This is a genomic window from Roseomonas haemaphysalidis (assembly GCF_017355405.1).
GTDB classification, from domain to species: domain Bacteria; phylum Pseudomonadota; class Alphaproteobacteria; order Acetobacterales; family Acetobacteraceae; genus Pseudoroseomonas; species Pseudoroseomonas haemaphysalidis.
In genome coordinates this window covers 693,709-714,526 of the sequence record NZ_CP061177.1, presented here as the reverse complement: position 1 = coordinate 714,526, position 20,818 = coordinate 693,709, and the positions used below count along the sequence as shown (strand labels likewise).

At 71.3% G+C, this 20,818-nt stretch carries 16 protein-coding genes; 12 read left to right on the top strand and 4 right to left on the bottom strand.

The window, feature by feature from the left end:
- The first annotated feature begins 24 nt into the window (after positions 1-24).
- Positions 25-2,091: a hybrid sensor histidine kinase/response regulator gene (locus tag IAI59_RS03175; protein ID WP_237181186.1), complete on the top strand. Its 2,067-nt coding sequence runs from the start codon at positions 25-27 to the stop codon at positions 2,089-2,091.
- A 51-nt stretch (positions 2,092-2,142) separates the two neighbouring features.
- Positions 2,143-3,471, top strand: coding sequence for a hypothetical protein (locus tag IAI59_RS03170; protein WP_207418794.1), 1,329 nt, complete (start codon positions 2,143-2,145; stop codon positions 3,469-3,471).
- Positions 3,472-3,483: 12 nt separating this feature from the next.
- Here IAI59_RS03170 and IAI59_RS03165 read toward each other — a convergent pair whose 3' ends face one another.
- On the bottom strand, positions 3,484-5,052 hold the full coding sequence (locus IAI59_RS03165; protein WP_237180866.1) for an ABC transporter substrate-binding protein: 1,569 nt from the start codon (positions 5,050-5,052) through the stop codon (positions 3,484-3,486).
- 195 nt (positions 5,053-5,247) lie between these two features.
- Between IAI59_RS03165 and IAI59_RS03160 the strand changes: the two genes are divergently transcribed.
- Positions 5,248-6,681 carry an amidohydrolase family protein gene (locus IAI59_RS03160; RefSeq protein ID WP_207418797.1) on the top strand — a complete coding sequence of 478 codons (1,434 nt, stop codon included), beginning with the start codon at positions 5,248-5,250 and terminating at the stop codon, positions 6,679-6,681.
- Positions 6,682-6,872: 191 nt separating this feature from the next.
- Here IAI59_RS03160 and IAI59_RS03155 read toward each other — a convergent pair whose 3' ends face one another.
- A complete protein-coding gene (locus tag IAI59_RS03155) occupies positions 6,873-7,736 on the bottom strand; it encodes an alpha/beta fold hydrolase (protein ID WP_207418798.1) in 864 nt (287 codons plus the stop codon).
- Positions 7,737-7,867: 131 nt separating this feature from the next.
- On the opposite strand from IAI59_RS03155, the gene IAI59_RS03150 reads away from it, so the two are divergent.
- The 9 genes from IAI59_RS03150 to IAI59_RS03110 all read left to right on the top strand — a co-directional run bounded on the left by IAI59_RS03150 (position 7,868) and on the right by IAI59_RS03110 (position 18,776).
- On the top strand, positions 7,868-8,194 hold the full coding sequence (locus tag IAI59_RS03150; RefSeq protein WP_207418799.1) for a hypothetical protein: 327 nt from the start codon (positions 7,868-7,870) through the stop codon (positions 8,192-8,194).
- 259 nt (positions 8,195-8,453) lie between these two features.
- The gene (locus IAI59_RS03145; RefSeq protein WP_237180868.1) at positions 8,454-9,701 is read left to right on the top strand and encodes an ABC transporter substrate-binding protein; all 1,248 of its coding nucleotides are present in this window, start codon (positions 8,454-8,456) and stop codon (positions 9,699-9,701) included.
- A 7-nt stretch (positions 9,702-9,708) separates the two neighbouring features.
- Positions 9,709-10,584, top strand: a complete 876-nt coding sequence (locus tag IAI59_RS03140; protein ID WP_207418805.1) for a branched-chain amino acid ABC transporter permease — start codon at positions 9,709-9,711, stop codon at positions 10,582-10,584.
- Positions 10,584-11,597 (top strand): branched-chain amino acid ABC transporter permease, encoded by a 1,014-nt coding sequence (locus IAI59_RS03135; RefSeq protein WP_207418807.1) that lies wholly within the window; start codon positions 10,584-10,586, stop codon positions 11,595-11,597. Before IAI59_RS03140 ends, IAI59_RS03135 begins: the two co-directional genes overlap by 1 nt.
- On the top strand, positions 11,581-12,309 hold the full coding sequence (locus IAI59_RS03130; RefSeq protein ID WP_207418810.1) for an ABC transporter ATP-binding protein: 729 nt from the start codon (positions 11,581-11,583) through the stop codon (positions 12,307-12,309). Before IAI59_RS03135 ends, IAI59_RS03130 begins: the two co-directional genes overlap by 17 nt.
- The gene (locus tag IAI59_RS03125; protein ID WP_207418812.1) at positions 12,296-12,997 is read left to right on the top strand and encodes an ABC transporter ATP-binding protein; all 702 of its coding nucleotides are present in this window, start codon (positions 12,296-12,298) and stop codon (positions 12,995-12,997) included. Before IAI59_RS03130 ends, IAI59_RS03125 begins: the two co-directional genes overlap by 14 nt.
- Positions 12,998-13,181: 184 nt before the next feature.
- A complete protein-coding gene (locus IAI59_RS03120; RefSeq protein ID WP_207418814.1) occupies positions 13,182-15,221 on the top strand; it encodes a hydantoinase/oxoprolinase family protein in 2,040 nt (679 codons plus the stop codon).
- On the top strand, positions 15,218-16,849 hold the full coding sequence (locus IAI59_RS03115; protein WP_207418816.1) for a hydantoinase B/oxoprolinase family protein: 1,632 nt from the start codon (positions 15,218-15,220) through the stop codon (positions 16,847-16,849). The genes IAI59_RS03120 and IAI59_RS03115 overlap by 4 nt, the downstream gene beginning before the upstream one ends.
- Before the next feature lie 154 nt (positions 16,850-17,003).
- Complete coding sequence (locus IAI59_RS03110) at positions 17,004-18,776, top strand: hypothetical protein (RefSeq protein WP_207418818.1); 1,773 nt, start codon at positions 17,004-17,006, stop codon at positions 18,774-18,776.
- An 82-nt stretch (positions 18,777-18,858) separates the two neighbouring features.
- Here the strand turns inward: IAI59_RS03110 and IAI59_RS03105 are convergent, their stop codons facing one another.
- Together IAI59_RS03105 and IAI59_RS03100 are read right to left on the bottom strand one after the other, a co-directional pair.
- Positions 18,859-19,857, bottom strand: coding sequence for a sterol desaturase family protein (locus IAI59_RS03105; protein WP_207418820.1), 999 nt, complete (start codon positions 19,855-19,857; stop codon positions 18,859-18,861).
- The gene (locus tag IAI59_RS03100; RefSeq protein ID WP_207418822.1) at positions 19,857-20,714 is read right to left on the bottom strand and encodes a polysaccharide deacetylase family protein; all 858 of its coding nucleotides are present in this window, start codon (positions 20,712-20,714) and stop codon (positions 19,857-19,859) included. Before IAI59_RS03100 ends, IAI59_RS03105 begins: the two co-directional genes overlap by 1 nt.
- Positions 20,715-20,818: the final 104 nt, after the last annotated feature.

Here is a 20,818-nt window from a genome sequence, read left to right as displayed (position 1 = left end):
CTGTCGCACCGGCCGCCGACCCTGGTGTACGCCCCGCTGGGCCGCGATGCGGCGATCGCCGCGGCCCTGCTGTCGGAAGTCGGCGCGCATCCGCGCATCTGCCCCGACCTCGGCGGCTTTATCGCGGCGCTGAACGAGGATGCCTGCTTCGCGGTGGTGACCGAGGAAGCGCTGAACGACGCCGACCTGCGGCCGCTGGCCGGCTTCGTGGCCGGGCAGCCCGCCTGGTCCGACCTGCCCTTCATCGTGCTGACCCGCTCGGGCGGCGGGCCGGAACGCAACCCCGCGGCGGCGCGGCTGTCCGAGCTGCTGGGCAACGCCACCTTTCTGGAACGGCCCTTCCACCCCACCACCTTTGCCAGCATCGCCCGCAGCGCGCTGAAGGCCCGCGCGCGGCAGTTCGAGGCGCGCATGCGCATCGAGCAGCTGCATGAAAGCGAGGAGCGGCTGCGCACCGCGCTGGCCGCCGGGCGGCTCGGCTCCTGGGAGCTGGACATGGCCAACGGCACGCTGGACATTTCCGCCGCTGGCAAGGCGGTGTTCGGCTTTCCGCCAGAGGCCGCGCTGGACTTCAGCGCCATGCTGGCCGCCATTCACCCGCAGGACCGCCCGGCGATGGTGGCCGTCGTGGATGCCGCCCTGCACGCGGGCACCGACTTCACCTTGGAATACCGCACCGTGTGGCCCGACGGCGGGCTGCACTGGGCGGAGGTGCGCGCCCGCTCGGTGCGCGACCGGCGCGGGGTCCGGCTGGTCGGCGTGTGTTCCGACATCACCGACCGCCGCGCCGCCGAGGACGCCATGCGCCGGCTGAACGAGACGTTGGAGGAGCGCGTGGCCGAGCGCACCGCCGCATTGAAGCAGGCGCACGACGCCATGCTGGCCGAGATCGGGCAGCGCGAGCATGCGGAGGAGCTGCTGCGCCAGGCACAGAAGATGGAAGCCGTGGGGCAGCTCACCGGCGGGCTGGCGCATGACTTCAACAACCTGCTCGCCGGCATCAGCGGCAACCTGGAGCTGCTTGCCGCCCGCGCGCGCCAGGGGCGCATCGGCGAGCTGGACCGCTTTATCACGGCCGCGCAGGCGGCGGCGGCGCGCGCGGCCTCGCTGACGCACCGGCTGCTGGCCTTTTCGCGCCGCCAAACGCTGGACCCCAAGCCCACCGCGCTGAACCGGCTGGTGGCCGGCATGGAGGAGCTGATCGCCCGCACGGTGGGCCCCGGCATCGCCCTGGAAACGGCGGGCGGCGAGGGGCTGTGGAACACGCTGGTCGATCCCAACCAGCTGGAAAACGCGCTGCTCAACCTGTGCATCAACGCGCGCGACGCGATGCCCGACGGCGGCAGCCTGCGGATCACCACCGCCAACCGCCACCTGGACGCGGCGGAGGCCGCCCTGCTGGAACTGCCGCCCGGTGCCTTTGTGACGCTGTGCGTGCAGGACACCGGCACCGGCATGACGCCGGAAGTGATGGCGCGCGCCTTTGATCCCTTTTTCACCACCAAGCCGGTGGGCGCCGGCACCGGGCTCGGCCTGTCCATGATCTACGGCTTCGCGCGGCAGTCGGGCGGCCAGGCGCATATCGAGTCGGCCCCGGGCCAGGGCACCCGCATCTGCCTGTTCCTGCCGCGCCACGACGGCGCCGTGGACGACGCCGCGCTGGCCGCCGTGCCGCCCGCCCCGCCCGCGCAGGCGGGCGAGACGGTGCTGGTGGTGGATGACGAGGCCAGCGTGCGGATGCTGGTGGCCGAGGTTCTGCAGGACCTCGGCTATGCCGCGATCGAGGCGGTGGACGGGCCGAGCGGCCTGGCCGTGCTGCGCTCCGACGCGCGCATCGACCTGATGATCAGCGATGTCGGGCTGCCTGGCGGCATGAACGGGCGCCAGCTGGCCGATGCCGGGCGCAGCCTGCGGCCGGACCTGCGGGTGCTGTTCATCACCGGCTACGCGGAAAGCGCGGTGATGAGCCAGCCCGCCCCCGGCGTCAGGCCCGACCCGGGCATGCAGGTGATGACCAAGCCCTTCACGCTGGATGCGCTGGGCGCGCGCATCCGCGAATTGATCAACGCGCCGCGGCGGGCGGCGGGGTAGGCCGCACCGCCGCCGCGGCCCCCGCCATTCAATCTGGAGACAGTCTTTCCCATGACCCAAGCTGAAGACGATGCGGTCGCCGAGGCCGTGGCGCTGGCGCACAGCATTGCCGACCGGCTGGGCGCCGTGGTGCTGACCGAATACCCGGATGCCGACACGCTGGACCTGATGCACCCCGGCGCGCCGCCGCTGGAAACGGTGGCCGCCATCAACCGCGCCGTGGCGGCGGCGCTGGCGGAGCACGGCGTGGCGGTGCTGGTGCAGCGGGCCGGCCGCGGCGCCTTTCGACGCTGGATGGAAGGGCGGGACGACACCCCCGCCACCCGCCGCGCATGGCGCGACCGCGCCGGGTTGCTGCAGGGCGATGCCGCCATGGCGGCGCTGGGCCTGCCGCCCGCGCCGCCGCCGCCGCGCGACCGGGCGGCCGGCACGCCCGCCGACCGGCTGATGCGCGCCTTCGCGGACGAGGACGGCAGCGCCTTCGACCGTCTGGCCGAGGAGCTGGTGGCCGCCGGGCGCGACGGCGTGCTGGAACAGGCGATGCGCAAGGTTGCCCAGCGCTACGGCGAGGATGCCGCCGGCGACTTGGCGCGCGACCTGCAGGTGGTGGCGGAAGGCGCGCGCCTCGGCCCGTCCGGCTGGGCGGAGCTGGTGGCGCTGCCGGTGGCCCTGCCGCCGGGCGCGGTGCCGGACGCCGTGTCGCTGGGCCACAGCCTGGTCGCGTCCGGCGCGTTGCCGGAAGGCCTGGAGTTGCGCTTCCTGCCTGAATGGCGCAACCCGGCGGCGCTGGAAGCGCTGGCCCCCGGCGCCGTGCGCCGCGTGCTGCTGGACCTGCTGGCGGGGCGCGAGCCGGCGGATCTGCCGGTGGCGGCCGAGGCCGCGCTGTCCGAGGCCGGCTTCGGTGCGCTGGTCGGGCTGCAACTGGACTGGGACACGCCGGGCTGGGAACAGATCGTCGCCGACGGCCTGCCCGAGCCGCCGGCCGAGGACGCGCCCGAGACGCCCGAGCAGGCCGCCAGCAGCGCGGTGTTCGAGCGCTGGCGCGCGAAGGCCTTCGAAGCCGGCGACTGCGTGCCGCTGGCGCTGGTGCCCTTCTCGGAAACCGCAGACGAGATCGAGGACTTCCTGGAAGAAGCGGGGGAGCAGACCGGCGGGCTGCAGGAGATCCGCGACTTCGTGGACATGGCGCGCCAGGAAGCGCCGGAGGCCGAGGTGGTGTGCCGGGCGGAGGTGCTGCCCGCCGCCCTGCGCCTGACGGTGCTGACGCGCGCCGGGCAGGTGCTGGACAGCCTGGAGCTGCCGGCCGAGCGCCTGCCGGCGCCCCCGGCGGAGATGCCGGCGCTGATCGCGGGCTTCGTGCCGCTGCTGCCCGGCGGCTAGGCGGCCACCGCCTTATTCGGCGGGCGACATCGACATGGCGTAGGTTTCCTCGTCGTTGCGGGCGATCACCTTCACCGCGCGGCGCGAGGCCCAGACGTTGACCTGGTGGTGCAGCGGGATGATGGCGTGGTCGCGCATCGCGACGCGCGTGGCCTGGCGGTAGAATTCCTCGCGCGCCGCGGGGTCGATGGTTTCCAGCGCGCGGTCCAGCAGCCCGTCGAATTCCGCGCTGGAATAGCCCGAGCGGTTGGAGGTGCCTCGCCCGCGCGCCGGGTCCTTGCTGGCGATCAGCGCCACCATGGGGCTGTCCGGCTCGCCGCTGCTGGTGCCCCAGCCGGACAGGCCGACGGGAAACTCGTCTCGCGCCGAACGGGCGAAGTAGACGTTGGAGGGCATCGCCTGCACGTCCGCCTTGACGCCGATGCGCGACCACATCTGCGCCACGGCCTGCAGCACCTGCTCGTCGTTGATGTAGCGGTTGTTGGGGCCGGCCAGCACGATGCGGAAGCCATTGGGATAGCCCGCCTCCGCCAGCAGCTTCTGCGCGCGCGCCATGTCAAAGGCGGGCGCGGTGGTTTGCGGGTCGTGGCCCATTACGCCGGCGGCCAGGAACTGCCCGGACGGCGTGGCCAGCCCGCTCATCACCTGCCGCGCGATGGCCGGGCGGTTGATGGCAACCGACAGCGCTTCCCGCACGCGGTTGTCGCGCAGCGGGTTGTTCGCCAGCGCCTCGCCGTTCGGGCCGCTGACGCCGGGGGGGTGCTCGCGCGCGTGGTCCAGGTAGAGAAAGATGTTGCGCAGCCCTGGCTTGCTGGCGATCGCCAGGTTCGGGATGGCGCGCAGCGTTTCCACGTCCCGCGTCGGCACGGTGTCGATCACGTCCACGTCGCCGGCGCGCAGCGCCGCGATGCGCGCGCCGTCGTTGGGGATCACGCGGTAATCGACGCGCGACCACGGCTGCGGCGCACCGTACCAGTCCGGGTTGCGGGTGAAGACCGCCTGGCTGCCAGGGGAATACGACACCAGCCGGTAGGGGCCGGTGCCGATGGCGGCGCGGCCGCTGTTGAACTCGGCCGTGTCGGTGGCGGGCAACGCCTTGCGGCTGGTGATGGGCAGGCCGGACATCAGGTTGGGCATCAGCGGAAAGGGGGCCGCGGTGTGCAGGCGGATGGTGTGGTCGTCCACAACCTCCAGCCGCTGCACGGAACGGATGTAGAGCACGAAGCTGCCGGGGCTGTTGCGCACCTCCGGCACGCGCGCGAAGGTCGCCACCACGTCCGCCGCCGTGAAGGGCGCGCCGTCGTGCCACAGCACGTTGCGGCGCAGCTTGAATTCCCACGCCGTGTCGCCCACCGGCGCCCAGGACTCCGCGAGCCCGGGGCGGAGGCGGAAGTTCTCGTCCGTGTCCACCAGCCGGTCGAACACGTGCTTGTTCATGGCGTTGTTGGGCGTCAGCGTGTGGTAGTGCGGGTCCATGGAGGTGAAGGCACCACCGACCGCGATGCGCAGCGCGGGGCCCTGCGCTTGCGCCGCGCCCCCGATCAGCATCAGCGCCAGGGACAGGAACGGGGCCTTGCGCATCACCATCTCTCCGCACATGCTCAATGACAGGGATGTCATGCTAGGCGCCGCCCGCCGCGCCCCGCAACCATCCGCAACAGTGCCGGAGCGCCGGGCCGGATGGCGGCTGCCTGCGAAGGACGCAGCTGCTGCCTCGTGGGATGCAGTTCGCCCGCATCCTGGCCGGTGCTGCGCGCGCAACAGGGCAGGGGCAGCATGGCCGACACGATCATCGAGCACGGCACCGTCATCACCATGGACCCCGCGCGGCGGGTGATCGAGGATGGCGCGGTCGCGGTGCAAGGCGGGCGCATCGTCGCCGTCGGCACCACCGCCGAGGTGGCGGCCAGCCACCCGCACGCCGCCCGGCGGATCGACGCCCGGCACAAGGCGGTGCTGCCCGGCTTCATCGACGGCCACACCCATGCCGGCCACGCCATGGTCCGCACCGCCGGCGGCGGCGACAGCAAGGCGTGGTACGACACGGTGCACGCCATCTACAACCACGGCTCCGGCCCCGAGTTCTGGCGGCTGGAAGCGGCCATGGCGGCGACGGAGCGGCTGCGCTTCGGCACCACCACCGCGGTCGCGCTGATGGGCGGCGGCGATTCCGCCATGCGCTGCGACGACCTGCGCTTTGTCGACGTGCATTGCCAGGCGGTCGAATCCGTGGGCGTGCGCGAGATCGTGGTGGTCGGCCACCCGCGCGGCCCTTTTCCGGCGGATTACTCGATCTGGGAAGGCGAAACGCGCCACCGAAAGGCGGTGCCGTTCGAAACCTTCCGCGATGTCTGCGCCGCCGCCGTGGACACGTGGCACGGCGGCGCGGAAGGCCGGCTGCGCATCGCGCTGCTGTCCCCCGTGCACCACGCCGGATCGCCGCCCGAGCTGGCGGAGGAGACCTTCGCCCACACCCGCGCGATGCGCGAGCTGTCCCGCGCCAAGGGCGTGATGTTCCATCAGGATGGCCACCGCACCGGCTCCATCGCCACGCTGCAGGAGCAGACCGGCGCGCTGGGCGAGGATGTGTGGCTGTCCCACTGCATCGACATCACGGACCACGAGATGCGGCTGCTGGCGGACAGCGGCACGCGCGTGGCGCACAACGCGTCCGCCAACTTCTCCATCCGCGGCCGCTGCCCGGCGCCCGAGCTGATCGACATGGGCGTGCTGGTGATGCTCAGCACCGATGCCACGGCGCCCGACCGCTCGGCCGACCAGTTCCGCAACATGTGGCAGTGCATGCACTACCACCGCCGCCACTTCCGCGACGACAAGGTGATGCCGGTCGGCAAGGTGCTGGAGATGGTGACGATCGACGCCGCGAAGGCATTGCACCTGGACCACGAGATCGGCTCGCTGGAGGTGGGCAAGAAAGCGGACATCATCACGGTGGACCTGTTCAAGCCGCACATGATGCCCCTGCACATGCCGGTGCACCGCGTGGTCTGCTTCGCCCAGGGCTCCGACGTGTCGGAGGTCATGGTGGATGGCAAGCTGCTCGTGGAAAACAGCCAGATCCTCGACACCGGCTGGCGCGACATGCTGCGCGCGGTGCAGGCGGAAGCCGAGGCAGCGATCCGCCGGACGGGAACGCAGGCGGCCTTTGAAGCGCTGCCGCCGACATTCTGGGGACATACGCATTACTGAAAGCGGGGAGAAAGGTCAGGGGAATGAATTCCCCTGAAACCCCTTCTTTTTTCCGATCCGTTTTCGGATGCGGCTCGTGGGATCGGGGCGCTTTTCGTGGAGTTCGGAGGCGGAACTTCCGAGCCGCTACACAGGCAAGTATACCAAAAAAAAGATGGGGGCCTGGGGGAATTCCTTCCCCCAGCCTTGCTTCAATACACGATGAACCCCTTGATCGCGTCCATCATCGCTTCCGGCTCATCCGCACGGATCGAGTGGCTGCTGCGCTCGAAGATCCGCAGGTCGGAGCCCGGGATCAGTGCGTGGATCTCCTCGGAAAATTCCGGTGCGCAGATCCAGTCGTGCCGCCCGGCCAGGATCAGCGTCTTGGCCGTGATGCGCGACAGTTCCGGCCGCAGGTCGAAGTGTTCCCGCAGAAAGCCGCCGGGGCGGAAGGCGGCGTTCAGCGCGGCGGGCTCGTGCAGCGTGCGGGCGCGGGCATCGGCGCCGCCGCCCGGGGTGTGGGACACGGAATATAGCGGCGCCATCACGGCGTAATAGGTCTGCACGGCATCCAGCGTCGTCAGCTCGCCGTTCCACAGCATGGCGGCGACACGCTGCTGTTCCGGCGTGCCACGTTCCCGCACGATCTGCTGCGCTCGTTCGTTGAAGCCGGAATGGGCGGCGGTGACCACGGCGACGAGATGGGACACCGAGTCCGGGTAGCGCGCCGCATGCGCCAGCGCCACCATGCCGCCGTAGCTGGTACCGATCGAGACGACGGGGCCGAGGCCGAGATGCCGGCGCAGCGCCTCCAGGTCCTCGACATTCTGGTCCAGCGTGTAGGTGGCGGGGTCTCCCTTGGCCGAGCGGCCCTGGCCGCGATGGTCCACGTAGACGAGCTGCATCCGCTCCGCCAGCGGCGAGAAGCCGGGCTTGAAGCCGCTGTGGTCGCCGCCCGGGCCGCCATGCAGCACCATGGCCACCGGGCGTTCCCGCATGGCCGGGCCGTCGGGCACCAGCCCCATGCCCTCGACGTCGAAGAAGATCTCGGTGCCGCGGATTGCTGCGCGCATCTGGTCGCTCCCTGCCGTGAGCGCCGAGTCTGTCACGGCTGGCCAGTCCCGCCAATGAGGCACAACCCCAGGTTGCGCGATGGGGCGGGGCGGTGCCACCGTGGCGGCTGGTTTCGCATGGAGCAGCCCCGATGTCGCCGCGTCTTGCCCTTCTGCCGCTGCTGGCGGCGCTGGCCTTGCCCGCCTGCGCGCCGGAGATCGACCCGCTGACGCAGATGGCCAGCCGCTGCAGCGTGTCGGTGGCCGATCTCGGGCTGCGGGTGGGCGGCTTCAACCGCTTGGTCAGCCGCGTCTTCACGGATGGCGAGCTGGCGGCCTGGGGCGGCATCGCCTCGCCGCGCGTGCCGGTGTTCAACACGCGCGGCCTGCCGGTGACGGAAGCCACGGCGCTGGACAACGGCGTGCCCGGTGCCGCCTGGCAGGCCTGCATGCAGCGGAGCCTGCGCGCGCTGACCTGACGCGCCGCATCGTCCGCCGGCCACCGCGCCTGCCGCCCCCACGGGCGGCGGGCCCGCCGCGCGTGGCGTGGCCGCAAACGGTTCTGGCCAGTCGGGCGCGGAGTGTTGCACCATCCTTGGGCATTGCTGTCGCCGCGCCGCCCGTGGCCGCGCGCCGGCGGCACTGGTCCGATAGTTGCTTGACTGGAAGCGAGAGGACCCGCGCGCCAAGCCGGGGCCGAGACGTGCCTGCATCGATCCTTTCTCCATGAGGTTCCGCATGTTCAGCCGCCGCACTGCTCTTCTGGGCGCCGCCAGCCTGCCGCTGTTTTCCATCCGCCGGGCCAGCGCGGCCGAGGAGGTGGTGATCGGCGCGGTCTACCCGCTGACCGGCAACAGCGCCCAGGTGGGGCAGGACGCCAAGGCGGTGATGGAGCTGGCGGCCGAGATCATCAACGGCACGCATGACCGCATGCCGCTGCTGCTGGGCGAGGGCGGCGGGCTGCCGAAGCTCGGTGGCGCCAAGCTGCGCCTGGTCTTCGCCGATCATCAGAACGACCCGCAGAAGGCGCGTGCCGAGGCGGAGCGCCTGATCACGCAGGACAAGGTGGCGATGATCATTGGCAGCTTCAGCAGCGCCACGGCCGCGACCATCAGCCAGGTGACCGAGCGTTACGAGATTCCCTATATCTCGGCGGACAACTCCTCGCCGACGCTGACGCAGCGCGGGCTGAAGTGGTTCTTCCGCCCCTCGCCCAACGACGTCACTTTCACCGAGGCGATGTTCAACTTCTACAAGGAAGTCGGCGCCAAGACCGGCCGCGCGCCGCAGACCGTCTCGCTGTTCTACGAGGACAGCATCTTCGGCATCGACAGCAGCAACGTGCAGCGCAAGATGGCGACGGATGCGGGCATGAAGATCCTGGCCGACATCAAGTACCGCGCCAATTCACCGACGCTGTCCTCCGAGGCGCAGCGGCTGAAGGCGGCCAATGCCGACGTGCTGATGCCGTCTTCCTACACCACCGACGCCATCCTGATCCTGCGGGCGATGAACGAGATCGGCTACAAGCCGAAGGCGATCATGGCGCAGGCGGCGGGCTTCCAGGAAAGCGCCTTCATCAACGGCGTCGGCGCGCTGGCGGAAGGGGTGATGAGCCGTTCCTCCTTCGCGGGCGACGCGGTGGCGATGCGCCCGGCGATCCCGGCGATCAACGCGCTGTACAAGGCGAGGCAGAACAAGGACCTGAACGACAACACCTCGCGCGAGTTCACCGCCTTCCAGGTGGCGGCCGACGCGATCAACCGCGCGGGTTCCACCAAGGCCACCGATCTGCAGAAGGCGCTGCAGGCCACCGACATCCCCGGCGACCAGACGCTGATGCCCTGGAAGGGCGTGAAGTTCGATGCCGCCGGCAACAACCTGCTGGGCACGCCGGTGATCCAGCAGATCACCAGCGGCGCCTACCGCACCGTCTGGCCGTTCGACGTGGCCTCGACGCCGGTGGTCTGGAACGTCGGTCAGTAACCGGCGCATGACCGCTGAACTGGTGCTGCAGGCCGTCGCCAGCGGCCTGCTGATGGGCATGATCTACGCGCTGGTGGCCGCCGGCCTGTCGCTGATCTTCGGCCTGATGGACGTGGTGAACTTCGCGCATGGCGAGCTGCTGATGCTGGCGATGTTCGCGACCCTGGTGCTGACGCAGGTCAGCGGGCTGGACCCGCTGCTGCTGCTGCCGGTGGTGGGCGTCATCCTGTTCGGCGTCGGCGTCGCGATCTATCGCGGGCTGATCGGCCGGGCGCTGTCGGTCACCTTCAACCGCGGCATGTCGCAGATCTTCGTCACCTTCGGGCTGGCGATCTTTCTGCGCGGCGCCGCGCAGTTCGTCTTCGGCTCGGAATTCCATTCCGTCACGGGCACCTGGCTGAGCGACAAGACCGTCAACCTCGCCGGCATCTTTCTGCCGCTGCCGCAGCTGGTCGCCTCGGTGGTGTGCCTGGCGGCGTTCGCCGCGATGATGCTGGTGTCCCGCACCGAGTTCGGCCGCGCGCTGGAAGCGACGCGGGAGGACCGGGACGCGGTGGCGCTGATCGGCATCGACCGCGACCGCATCTTCGCGATCGGCTGGGGCATGGGGGCGGCGGCGGTGGGCGTGGCGGGCGTGATGCTCGCCAACTTCTACTACATCTCGCCCAATGTCGGGCTGAACTTCGCGACCATCGCCTATGTCACCGTGGCGCTGGGCGGCTTCGGCAGTCTGGCCGGCGCGCTGGCGGCCGGGCTGCTGGTCGGGCTGGTCGAGGCACTGACGGCGCTGGTGCTGGAACCCTCCTTGAAGCAGGTCGGCATGTTCGTGCTGTACATGCTGGTGCTCACGGTCCGCCCGCGCGGCCTGTTCGGGAAGATGTGATGACCATCGCCATTCGCGCCAACGCCATCGTCAAGCGCCGGCGGCGGGAGCTGCTGGTCGGCGCCGTTCTGCTGGCGGTGCTCGCCGCGCTGCCGCTCGGCGTGTCGGACGTCTACGCGCAGAACCTGATCATTCTGACGCTGCTCTACGCCGGGCTGAGCCAGGCCTGGAACATCCTCGGCGGCTATTGCGGGCAGATCTCGCTGGGCCACGCGCTGTATTTCGGCCTCGGCGGCTACGTCTCCACCATGCTCTTCGTCTATGCCGGCGTGCCGCCGCTGCTGGGCATGTTCCTCGGCGGTGCGGTGGGCGGGCTGGGCGCGCTGCTGGTCGGCTGGCCGTGCTTCCGGCTGTCCGGGCACTACTACGCCATCGCGACCGTGGTGGTGGGCGAGATCGGCTACCTCTTATTCCTCAACTGGGACTGGGTGGGGGGTGCCTCGGGCATCTATGTGCCACTGGGGCCGGACAGCTGGGTGACCATGCAGTTCCGCATCTCCAAACTGCCCTGGCACTACATCACGCTGGCCTTCGCGACATTGGCCTGGATCGTCGCCTGGGTGATCGAGGGCTCGCGCTGGGGCTATTCCTGGCGCGCGGTGAAGGACGATGTGACGGCGGCGCGTTCGCTCGCCGTGCGCATCTTTCCCTCCAAGATGGCGGCGGCCGCGATCAGCGGCTTCCTCACCGGCATGGGCGGCGCGATCTACGCGCAGTATGTCGGCTACATCGATCCGGACAGCATCCTGGCCGGGCACTTCTCCATCCTGATCGCCTTGCCCGCGGTGCTGGGCGGTGTCGGCACGTTGTGGGGGCCGGTGCTGGGGGCGGCGGTGCTGATCCCGGTGTCGGAGCTGTCGCGCTCCTATCTCGGCGGGTCGGGCAGTGGCGTGGACCTGATGATCTACGGCGCGCTGATCATGCTGGTGGCGCTGGCCCGGCCGCAGGGGCTGGTCAGCCTACTCGGCGTGAAGAGCCAAGCCGGGGGAGGCGCCCATGGCCGCGCTGCTTGAGGTCCGCAACGTCAGCAAGCGCTTCGGCGGCGTGCAGGCCAACAGCGACATCAGCTTCGATGTCATCCAGGGTGAGATCCTCGGGCTGATCGGGCCCAACGGCGCGGGCAAGACCTCGCTGTTCAACTCCATCTCGGGCGAGGTCACGCCGGACAGCGGTGAGATCCGGCTGGACGGCCAGCGCATCTCCGGCCTCGGCCCGGTGGAGGCGACCAAGCGCGGCATCGCCCGCACCTTCCAGGTGGTGCGCTCCTTCGATTCCATGACGGTGCTGGAGAACGTCATGGTCGGCGCCTTCACCCGCACCCGCCGCGCCGCCGCGGCGATGGCGGAGGCGGAAAAGGTGATAGACTTCGCTGGCCTCACCGGGCGCATCGACACCCCCGCCATCTCCCTGACCCCGCCCGAGAAGCGCAAGCTAGAGGTGGCGCGCGCGCTGGCCACCAAGTCCCGCCTCTTGCTGCTGGACGAGATGCTGACCGGCCTCACGCCCGCCGAGGCGCAGTCCGGCGTGCAACTGATCCGCGACGTGCGGGATCAGGGCGTCACCATCATCATGGTTGAGCACGTGATGGAGGTGCTGCTGCCGCTGATCGACCGCGCCGTGGTGCTGAACCTGGGCAAGGTGCTGACCACCGGCGCGCCGCAGGAGGTGGTGAAGAACCCCGAGATGATCCGCGCCTATCTGGGAGACCGCTATGCTGCGGCTTGAGGGACTCTCCGCCAGCTATCGCGGGCTGAAGGCGCTGCAGGGCATCGACGTGGCGGTGGGCCATGGCGAGATCGTCGCCGTGGTGGGTGCCAACGGCGCCGGCAAGTCGACGCTGCTGAAGGCCATCGCCGGGCAGGTGGCGACGGAGGGCAGCATCCGCTTCGAGGACACCGACCTCAAGCGCCTGCCCTCGCACCAGATCGCCCGCCTCGGCGTCAACCTGGTGCCGGAAGGGCGGCGGCTGTTCCCGCGCCTGTCGGTGGAGGACAACCTACGCCTCGGCGCCTATGCCAAGCGCGGCACCGCCGACCGCTTCAAGCCGCTGGAGCTGGTCTTTGAGCTGTTCCCCCGGCTGAAGGAGCGCCTGCCGCAGCAGGCCGGCACGCTGTCGGGCGGCGAGCAGCAAATGCTGGCGATCGGCCGCGCGCTGATGACCCAGCCCCGCCTGCTGATGCTGGACGAGCCCAGCCAGGGCATCATGCCCAAGCTGGTGGACGACATCCTGGCCGCCGTGACACGCATCCGCGACCTCGGCGTCACGGTGCTGCTGGTGGAGCAGCGGCTGGTCGAGGCCCTGGCCATCGCCGACCGTGCCTATGTGTTGCAGACCGGACGCATCGTCATGTCCGGCCCGGCGGCGGAGATCGCAGGGCATGCCGATGTGCGGCGCGCTTATCTTGGCATCTGACGCGCTCGTGGCCCTTGGGGGGGCGCTGCCCCCTCAAACGCCCCCGGCAGGGGATTGAATCCCCTGCACCCCCTTTTGAAAGAATGGGGGTCCAGGGGCCTCAGGCCCCTGGCGGGGAGAGTTCGAGAGGGGCAGCGCCCCTCTCGAGAGCCACGTGACACCATCTTTCCCGGACAGGCCCTGAATGCACATCCGCATCGGCATCGACATCGGTGGCACCTTCACCGACCTGCAGATCCTCGACGAGCGCAACGGCACCCTGCACAGCCTGAAGACGCCCACCACGCCGGAGGATCCCTCCATCGGGCTGATGACCGGCATCGCGGAGGCCGCGGCACGCTTCGGCTTCACGCTGCCGGACATCCGCCTGCTGCTGCATGGCACCACCATCGCCACCAATGCGGTGCTGGAGCGGCGCCTCGCACGCGGCGTGCTGCTGACCACGGCGGGGTTCGAGGACGTGCTGGAGATTGGCCGCCACACGCGGCGCGATGTCTACGGGCTGAAGCAGCACCAGGAGCCGCCCCTGATCCCGCGCGACCGGCGGCTTGGCGTGCGCGAGCGGATGCGCGCCGATGGCAGCGTGGAAACCGCGCTGGAGGAAGCCGCCATCGCCGAGGCCATCGCGGCCGCGCGGCGCTGCGAGCCGGAGGCCATCGCCATCACGCTGCTGAACGCCAACGCCAGCCGCGCGCATGAGGCGCTGCTGGCCGAGCGGGTGCAGGCCGCTTTCCCGGGCCTGCCGGTCAGCGTGTCTTCCGAGGTCAGCCCGGAAATCCGCGAATACGAGCGGAGCTCGACCACCGTGCTGAACGCGCTGCTGATGCCGGTGGTGGGCCGCTACCTGGCCCGCCTGGCGGAGCGCATGGCGGAGGCGGGGCTTTCAGCGCGGCTGCTGCTGGTGCAGTCCAACGGCGGCGTCTGCTCGCCCGCCATGGCGGCGCGCCAGCCGGTGCGGCTGCTTTTGTCTGGCCCCAGCGGCGGCGCGCTGGCGACGCAGCGGGCGGCGGGGCTTTTGCGCCGGCCCAACCTCGTCGGCGTCGACATGGGCGGCACCAGCTTCGACATCTGCGTGGTGCAGGACGGGCAGGTGACGCTGAAGACCCAGGGCGAGATCGACGGGCTGCCGGTGCGGCTGCCGATGATCGAGATCCGCACCATCGGCTCCGGCGGCGGCTCGATCGCGGCGGTGGACAGCGGCGGGCGGCTGACCGTCGGGCCGCGCTCGGCGGGCTCGCGCCCCGGCCCGGTCTGCTACCGGCGCGGCGGCACGGAACCGGCGGTGACGGACGTGAACCTCGCGCTGGGCCGGCTGGACGGGCGCTTCTTCCTGGGCGGCGCCATGGCGCTAGACGAGGAGGGGGCGCGCGCGGCCATCGACACCCGCGTGGCGCGGTCGCTGGGGCTGGGCGCGGATGCGGCGGCGGAGGGCATCCTCACCGTGGTCAACGCGGCGCTGGCCTCCGCCACCCGGCTCAGCCTGTTCGAGAAGGGGCTGGACCCGCGCGCCTTCAGCCTGCTGTCCTTTGGCGGCGCCGGCGGGCTGCACGCCATCCCGCTGGCCGAGGAGCTGGGCGTAACGGAAGTGATCTTTCCCGCCGACGCCAGCACCTTTTCCGCCTTCGGCATCCTCCATTCCAACATCGTGCACGACCTGGCGCTGTCCCGTGTGCAGCCGGCCACCGCCGCCAGCCTGCCGGCACTGCGCGAGGGTGCCGCCACGCTGCGCGCGCAAGGCGCGGCGCTGCTGGCCGAGGACGGCGTGCTGGAGGCCGACCGCCGCTTCTCGCTGGCCGCCGACATGCGCTACCGCGGCCAGGCCTTCGAGCTGGTGGTGCCCTGGGGCGATGTGGCGGTGGAGGAGGACAGCCTCGCCACCCTCATCGATGGTTTCCACGCGCTGCATGAGCGCCGCTTCTCCTACAGCAACGAGGCCGCGCCGGTGGAGATGGTGGCGCTGCGCCTGACCGCCACGGGGCTGCTGCCGCAGGTCGCCGCCGCACGGGGCGAGCATCTCGGCGCCACGCGGGTGCCGGAGGCGCGGCGCATCTTCCTCGACGGACAATGGCAACAGGCGGAGGTGCACCAGCGCGAGCAGGTCACCGCCGCCATCGCCGGCCCGGCGCTGATCGAGGAGGAATACACCACCATCTACGTCGCCCCCGGCTGGCGCTGCGCGCCGGGCCCCGACGCCACGCTGGTCGCGCGAAAGGATGCCGCATGAGCCCCCTCGGACCTGTCGAGCTGGAGATCCTGCGCAACGGCCTGACCGCCGCCGCCGCCGAGATGGACGTGACGGTGTGGCGCACCAGCCGCTCAACGGTGGTGCGCGAGCTGCTGGATTATTCCACCGCCATCTTCGACCGCGACGGCTACAACGTCGCGCAATCCGCCCGCATCCCGCAGCACCTGAACTCCATGAGCGCCGGGCTGCTTTCCGTGGTGCGCGACCACCTTTCGCTGGACCTCTGGGAAGAGGGCGACGTCGTCGTCACCAACGACCCCTATTGCGGCGGCCAGCACATGCCGGACATCCTGGCCTTCCGCCCCGTCTTCGTGGACGGCGCGCGCATCGCCATCGTCGGCACGCTGTGCCACCACCTGGATATGGGCGGCATGGCCGCCGGCTCCTACGCCGCCACGGCCACCGAGGTGTTCCAGGAAGGCCTGCGCATCCCGCCGCTGAAGCTCTACAAGCGCGGCGCGCTGAACGAGGACCTTTTGGCGATGATGCGCCAGAACGTCCGCCAGCCCGAGATCCTGTGGGGCGACCTGCAGGCGCAGATGGCCTCGCTGGCTGTTGGCGTCGCTAACCTGCAAAAGCTCGCCGCGCGCTTCGGCGGCGCCACCATCGTGCAGGCCTGCGCGCAGATGCTGGACGGCTCCGAACGCGCCATGCGCGCCATGATCGGCCGCATCCCCGATGGCCGCTATGAGTTCGAGGACTTTCTCGACGACGACGGCATCGAGGACCGCCCCATCCGCATCCACGCCGCCATCACCGTGCGCGGCGAGGAGATGCTGGTGGACCTTTCCGGCTGCGGCGACCAGGCGCTGGGGCCGGTCAACGCCACCCTGGCTTCCTCCGCCTCCGCCGTGTCCTACGCCGTCATGGCGGTGGCGGACGAGCCGATCCCCGCCAATGCCGGCTGCTACCGCCCCATCACGGTGGAGGCGCGGGAAGGCAGCATCGTCCACGCCCGTCACCCGGCGCCGGTGGCCAACCGCATCGCCGCCACGCACCGCCTCGCCACCACGCTGCTCGGCGCGCTGCACCAGGCGGTGCCGGGGCGGGTGCCGGCGGCCTATTACGGCGTGTCCTACGTCTGCTCCTTTCAGGCGCTGAGGGAAGACGGCTCGCGCGGCGTGCTGGTGGAGATCGAGGTCGGCGGCAGCGGCGGCCACCCGGAACAGGATGGGCTGCATGCCTTCACCTCCGGCATGCACAACAATTCCAACATCCCGGTCGAGATGATCGAAAGCGAGCTGCCGCTGATCATCACCCGCTACGCCCTGTTGCCCGGTACCGGCGGCGCCGGGCGGCACCGCGGCGGCCTCGGCCTGGTGCGCGAATGGCGGGTGGACTGCCCGGCGGCGGTCTTCACCGCCAATGGCGAGCGCTTCAAGTTCCGCCCCTACGGCCTGGATGGCGGCGAACCCGGCAGCACCGGCCGCCTGACGCTGCTGCGCGACGGTGAAACCCGTTTGCTCGGCTCCAAGGTCAACAACCTGCGCCTGCAACGGGGCGACGTGATCCGCCTGGAAACCTCCGGCGGCGGCGGCTTCGGCCCCCCGGACGCGCGGCCCGAGGCGCAGCAGGCCCGCGACCGCGCCCTGGGCTACGTGGTGTAAGCGCCCCGAGGACGGGAGCCTCCGCGCCCCGGCTCACCCGGGGCAGATCCGACACGCCGAACACGAGATGGCGGCTCGGGGGAATTGTTTCCCCCGAGCTTGATCCCCCCCCGGCTGGCCCCCCCCGCCGCCCGCGTGCGACACTATCGCCGCCATGCCCCCCGCCCTCTGCATCGCCGTGGTCGTGCCTTCGCTGCCCCGCCATGGGGCGGCCGGACGCCGGCACGCGCTGCGCGTGGCCGGGGCGCTGGCCGCCTGCGGCTGCGACGTGCTGCTGGTGGCCGAGCATCTGCCGCCCGAGACGCCGGGCGGGCTCAGGACACTGGCCGCCCTGCCGCCCGGGCCACCCGACTGGCTCCTGCTGGCCGCGCCGGCGGAGCAGGGCGATAACATGATCGCCGCCGCCTTGGCCCGCGCGCCCGGCACGCGGCTTTGCCTTCTGGAGCCGGATGACTGGCCCCCGGCATGGCCCGCCGCCCTGGCACCGGGGGGCGGGATGCTGCTGGGCGGTACGGCCGTAGTGGCCTCGCTCCCCGGCTGGCGCGTGGAACTCTGGCCGCCGGACGCGGCCCCGGCCCTGCTGGCCGACATCCTGCTGCGCGGCGCGGAGGCCGTGGCGCCCCGCCCCGGCACCGCCACCGCATCATCGTCGGAAAACGCGCTGATGCCGCTGCGGCTGGGCGCCGCCCACCGTTCCAGCGGCGGCGACCTGTTGCTGAGCCTGCGTGCCGTTTGGCCCGGGCCGGTGCGGGAGCTGCGGGCACACAGCCCCGGCGGCCCGGTGCTGCCGCTGCTTTGGACACAGGCCGGGGATGACGTGGTGGATGCCGTGGTGATCGCCCCGCCGGGCCTGGACCGCCACCCGGTGGTGCTGCGGGCCATCGGGGAATTCGGCCAGCTCCGGCAACAGATGCGGCTGGACAACCCGCCGCCGCCGCCCGCGGCCGCGGCCGGCTGCACCCTGCACGCCGACACGATCGCCGATGGCTGGCGCCTGCTGCATGGCGAGGCCCGGGCCGCCGCCCCCCTGGCCGCCCTGCGCTTCAGCCCGGATGGCCAGCGCTGGCTGGACGCCACCCTGCTGCCCGCGGCGGGCGGGGCCACCGGCTTCGTGCTGGAATACCGCCCGGAGCCGCAGGACGAGCCGGACCAGGCGCGCCTGCTGCTGCTGGGCGAGGGCCATGTGGCGCTGGACCTGCTGGTGGGCTGGCCGCCCCGCCCCGGGCGGCACCGGCCAGGCCCGGCGGTGTTCGGCGTCGCCAATGGGCTGCAGGCGGTGGCGGCGGGCCTCGCCGCTCGGGTGCCCGGGCTGCGCGCGGTGCTGGCGGACGACCCGGCCCTTCTGGACCAGCTTCGCATCCTGCCGCCCGAAGCCGGCATCGCCCTGCTGCCCTTCACGGAAGCCGAGGCCGCCGCCTGGGCCCACCGCGCCGGCGGGCTGGCCCTGGCCGAGAGCGTGCCGGCGGTGCCGGACCCGGCGCTGTCCGCCACGGCCCCCGTGCTGGCGCTGGACGGCATCGGCGCCCCGCCGGACCTGCTGGCACGCGCCATCGCCGCCGCGCTGCCGGTGGCGGCCAGGGCCGGGCTGCAGCTGGCCGTGGTGGTGGACGCGCCGCCGCTGGAACCCCTGGCCCGGCTGCGCGCCCGGCTCGACCTGCCGGAAGAGGTGCTGCCCGTCTGGCCGCAAGGGCTGGCGGCGGCCGGGCCGGACAGCGTGCGGGCCCTGGCGGATCTCGGCGCGGGCCACGGCGTGCCGGCGGCCGTGGCGCTGGCCCGTGGTATTCCGGCGGGGCTGTGGACGGAGCTGGCTTTGCCGGGGGTGGTGCGGCCATGGCCGGCGCTGCCGCTGCCGGCCATTCTGGCGCTGCCGTCGGGAAAAAAGGCCGGGGAAGAGAACTCCCCCGAGCCCCCTACTGTTTTTGATTGATTCTCGGGTCCGCTCGCGGCGCGCGAGTGCTCGCGGAATAGACAAAAAGAAAGGCCGGGGAATTCCGTCCCCGGCCTTTCGTTCACACGGCGCCGGACGCCTTGCCCGGTGCTGCCGGCTGTTCCGGCGGGGCCGGGGACCGGCCGATCAGGGCGCGGGCGAATTGCCTGGCCCCCACCGCCTGCTGCTTCAGCCAGCCGCCATGCACCAGCGAGTCCGGCAGGTCGGTGTCGCCGGTGGGCGGGAAGTGGTGGCGGCGGAAGTCGGCCGTGCCGAAGATCCAGTCCCAGACCGGCAGCAGCACGGCGAAGTTCTTGCCATCCATGCCCGGCTCCAGGATGCCGTGGTGCAGCCGGTGGAAGCGCGGCGACACGAAGATCCGCTCGCCGATGGCGCCGAAGGACAGGCGGATATTGGCGTGGCTCATGCTCTCGGCCAGCCGCAGGATGACGACCACGATGGGGAACTGCCCTGGCGGCACGCCGATCAGCAGGGCGAGGCCGCCGAACCACACGGCGCCGATGATGTCGTCGATGATGTGGTTGCGGTCGTCGGTCCAGAAGGTCATCTGGGTTTGCGCGTGGTGCACGGAATGCAGTGCCCACCACCAGGGAAAGGTGTGCTGCAGCCTGTGGCGCCAGTATTCGCCGAAATCCAGCACCACCACATAGGCGGCCAGCGCCAGCAACGGGGAATCGCGCAATGCCGGGATCAGGGTTTCCAGCGTCGGCGGCACCCAGCCGCTGTCGGCCACAAGGCCCGCCAGCCGCGATTCCAGCGCGGAGAAGGCGATAAAGGCGATCAGCGGCAGGATGCCGAGGCGCGCCAGCAGGGTGTAGAGCACATCCGTGCGCACCACGCGGCGGTCGTCCCAGCGCTCCACCGGCTTCCAGGCTTCCAGCGGGCGGCAGACGGCATAGACGATCGCCACCTGCACCAGCCCGAACAGAAAGAAGTCCATCCAGTCGAAGGCGTCTTCCGCCCAGGCCATCAGGCCCAGGCTGTAGAGGGCCGGCTGCACAACCCCTTCGAACAGCCAGCCGTTCAAGGCGTTCCACCAGTCCTGAACGGTGTCGAACATCAGGCAACCCCCTTGTCGGGCAGCAGGGAAAAGCAGAAGCCCTTGGCCTGCAGCCCCTCGATCAACGGTGCGAAGACCTCCGCGAAGGGCTCCGTCCGGCTGCGCACGCCCCAGTGCATGATCAGCACCTCGCCATCGCGGGTGCGGGCCAGCGCCTGGCGCAGCAGGGCCGCGTTGGGGCTGGCCTTGGCATCCAGCTCGTCGCCCAGAAAGCCGCGCGCGGTCCAGCCCTGGTGCCGCAGGCCGCAAGCGGCGGCCAGCGCCAGGGCATTCGGCGTGGTGCGCCCGCCGGGCGCCCGCCACAGCGGCAGCACGCGGGCCGCCGGCGCCACGGCGCGCAGCGCGTCCATCGGCTTGGCCAGCTCGGCGCAGAGCGCGGGGCCGTCCAGCACCTCGGCACCCTCGCCGGCACGGCGGCTGCTGTAGCGCACCCGCCCCGAGCCAGGGTCGGCGCCAAAATACCAGTGCCGCCAGGTGTGGCTGGCGAAAGCGTGGCCCTCCGCCGCGCGCGCCCGCCAGAACGGTGCCCAGCTGGCATCCAGCGTGCGGCCGCCGCGGAAGTCGGGCTCGTCGGCCAGGAACAGCGTGGCGCGCACCTCGCGCGCCCGCAGCACGGCGGCGATCTGTTCCGCCTCGCGGCCCCAGCCGGTGTCGATGGTGAGATACAGCGTGCCGGCGCGGCATTGCGGAATGGCGGGCTGCGCCAGGGCGGGGCGGGCGGCCAGCAGGCCGAGGCCGGTGGCGAGCAGGGCGCGGCGGGAAGAAGAGGTCGGGGAAAGGAATTCTCCCGAACCCCCATCTTCTTTCTGGTCTGTTTTCAGGCGTGGTCGAGGAGGCGTCGCGCTTTGACGGTTCATGGAAGCCGCCTTGAAATTCTGGCGACCGCGCGAAGGCGGCGGACGCGATGATGGATCACAAGAAAGAGGGGGTGCGGGGGGCATTCATTCCCCGGCCTTCCCGC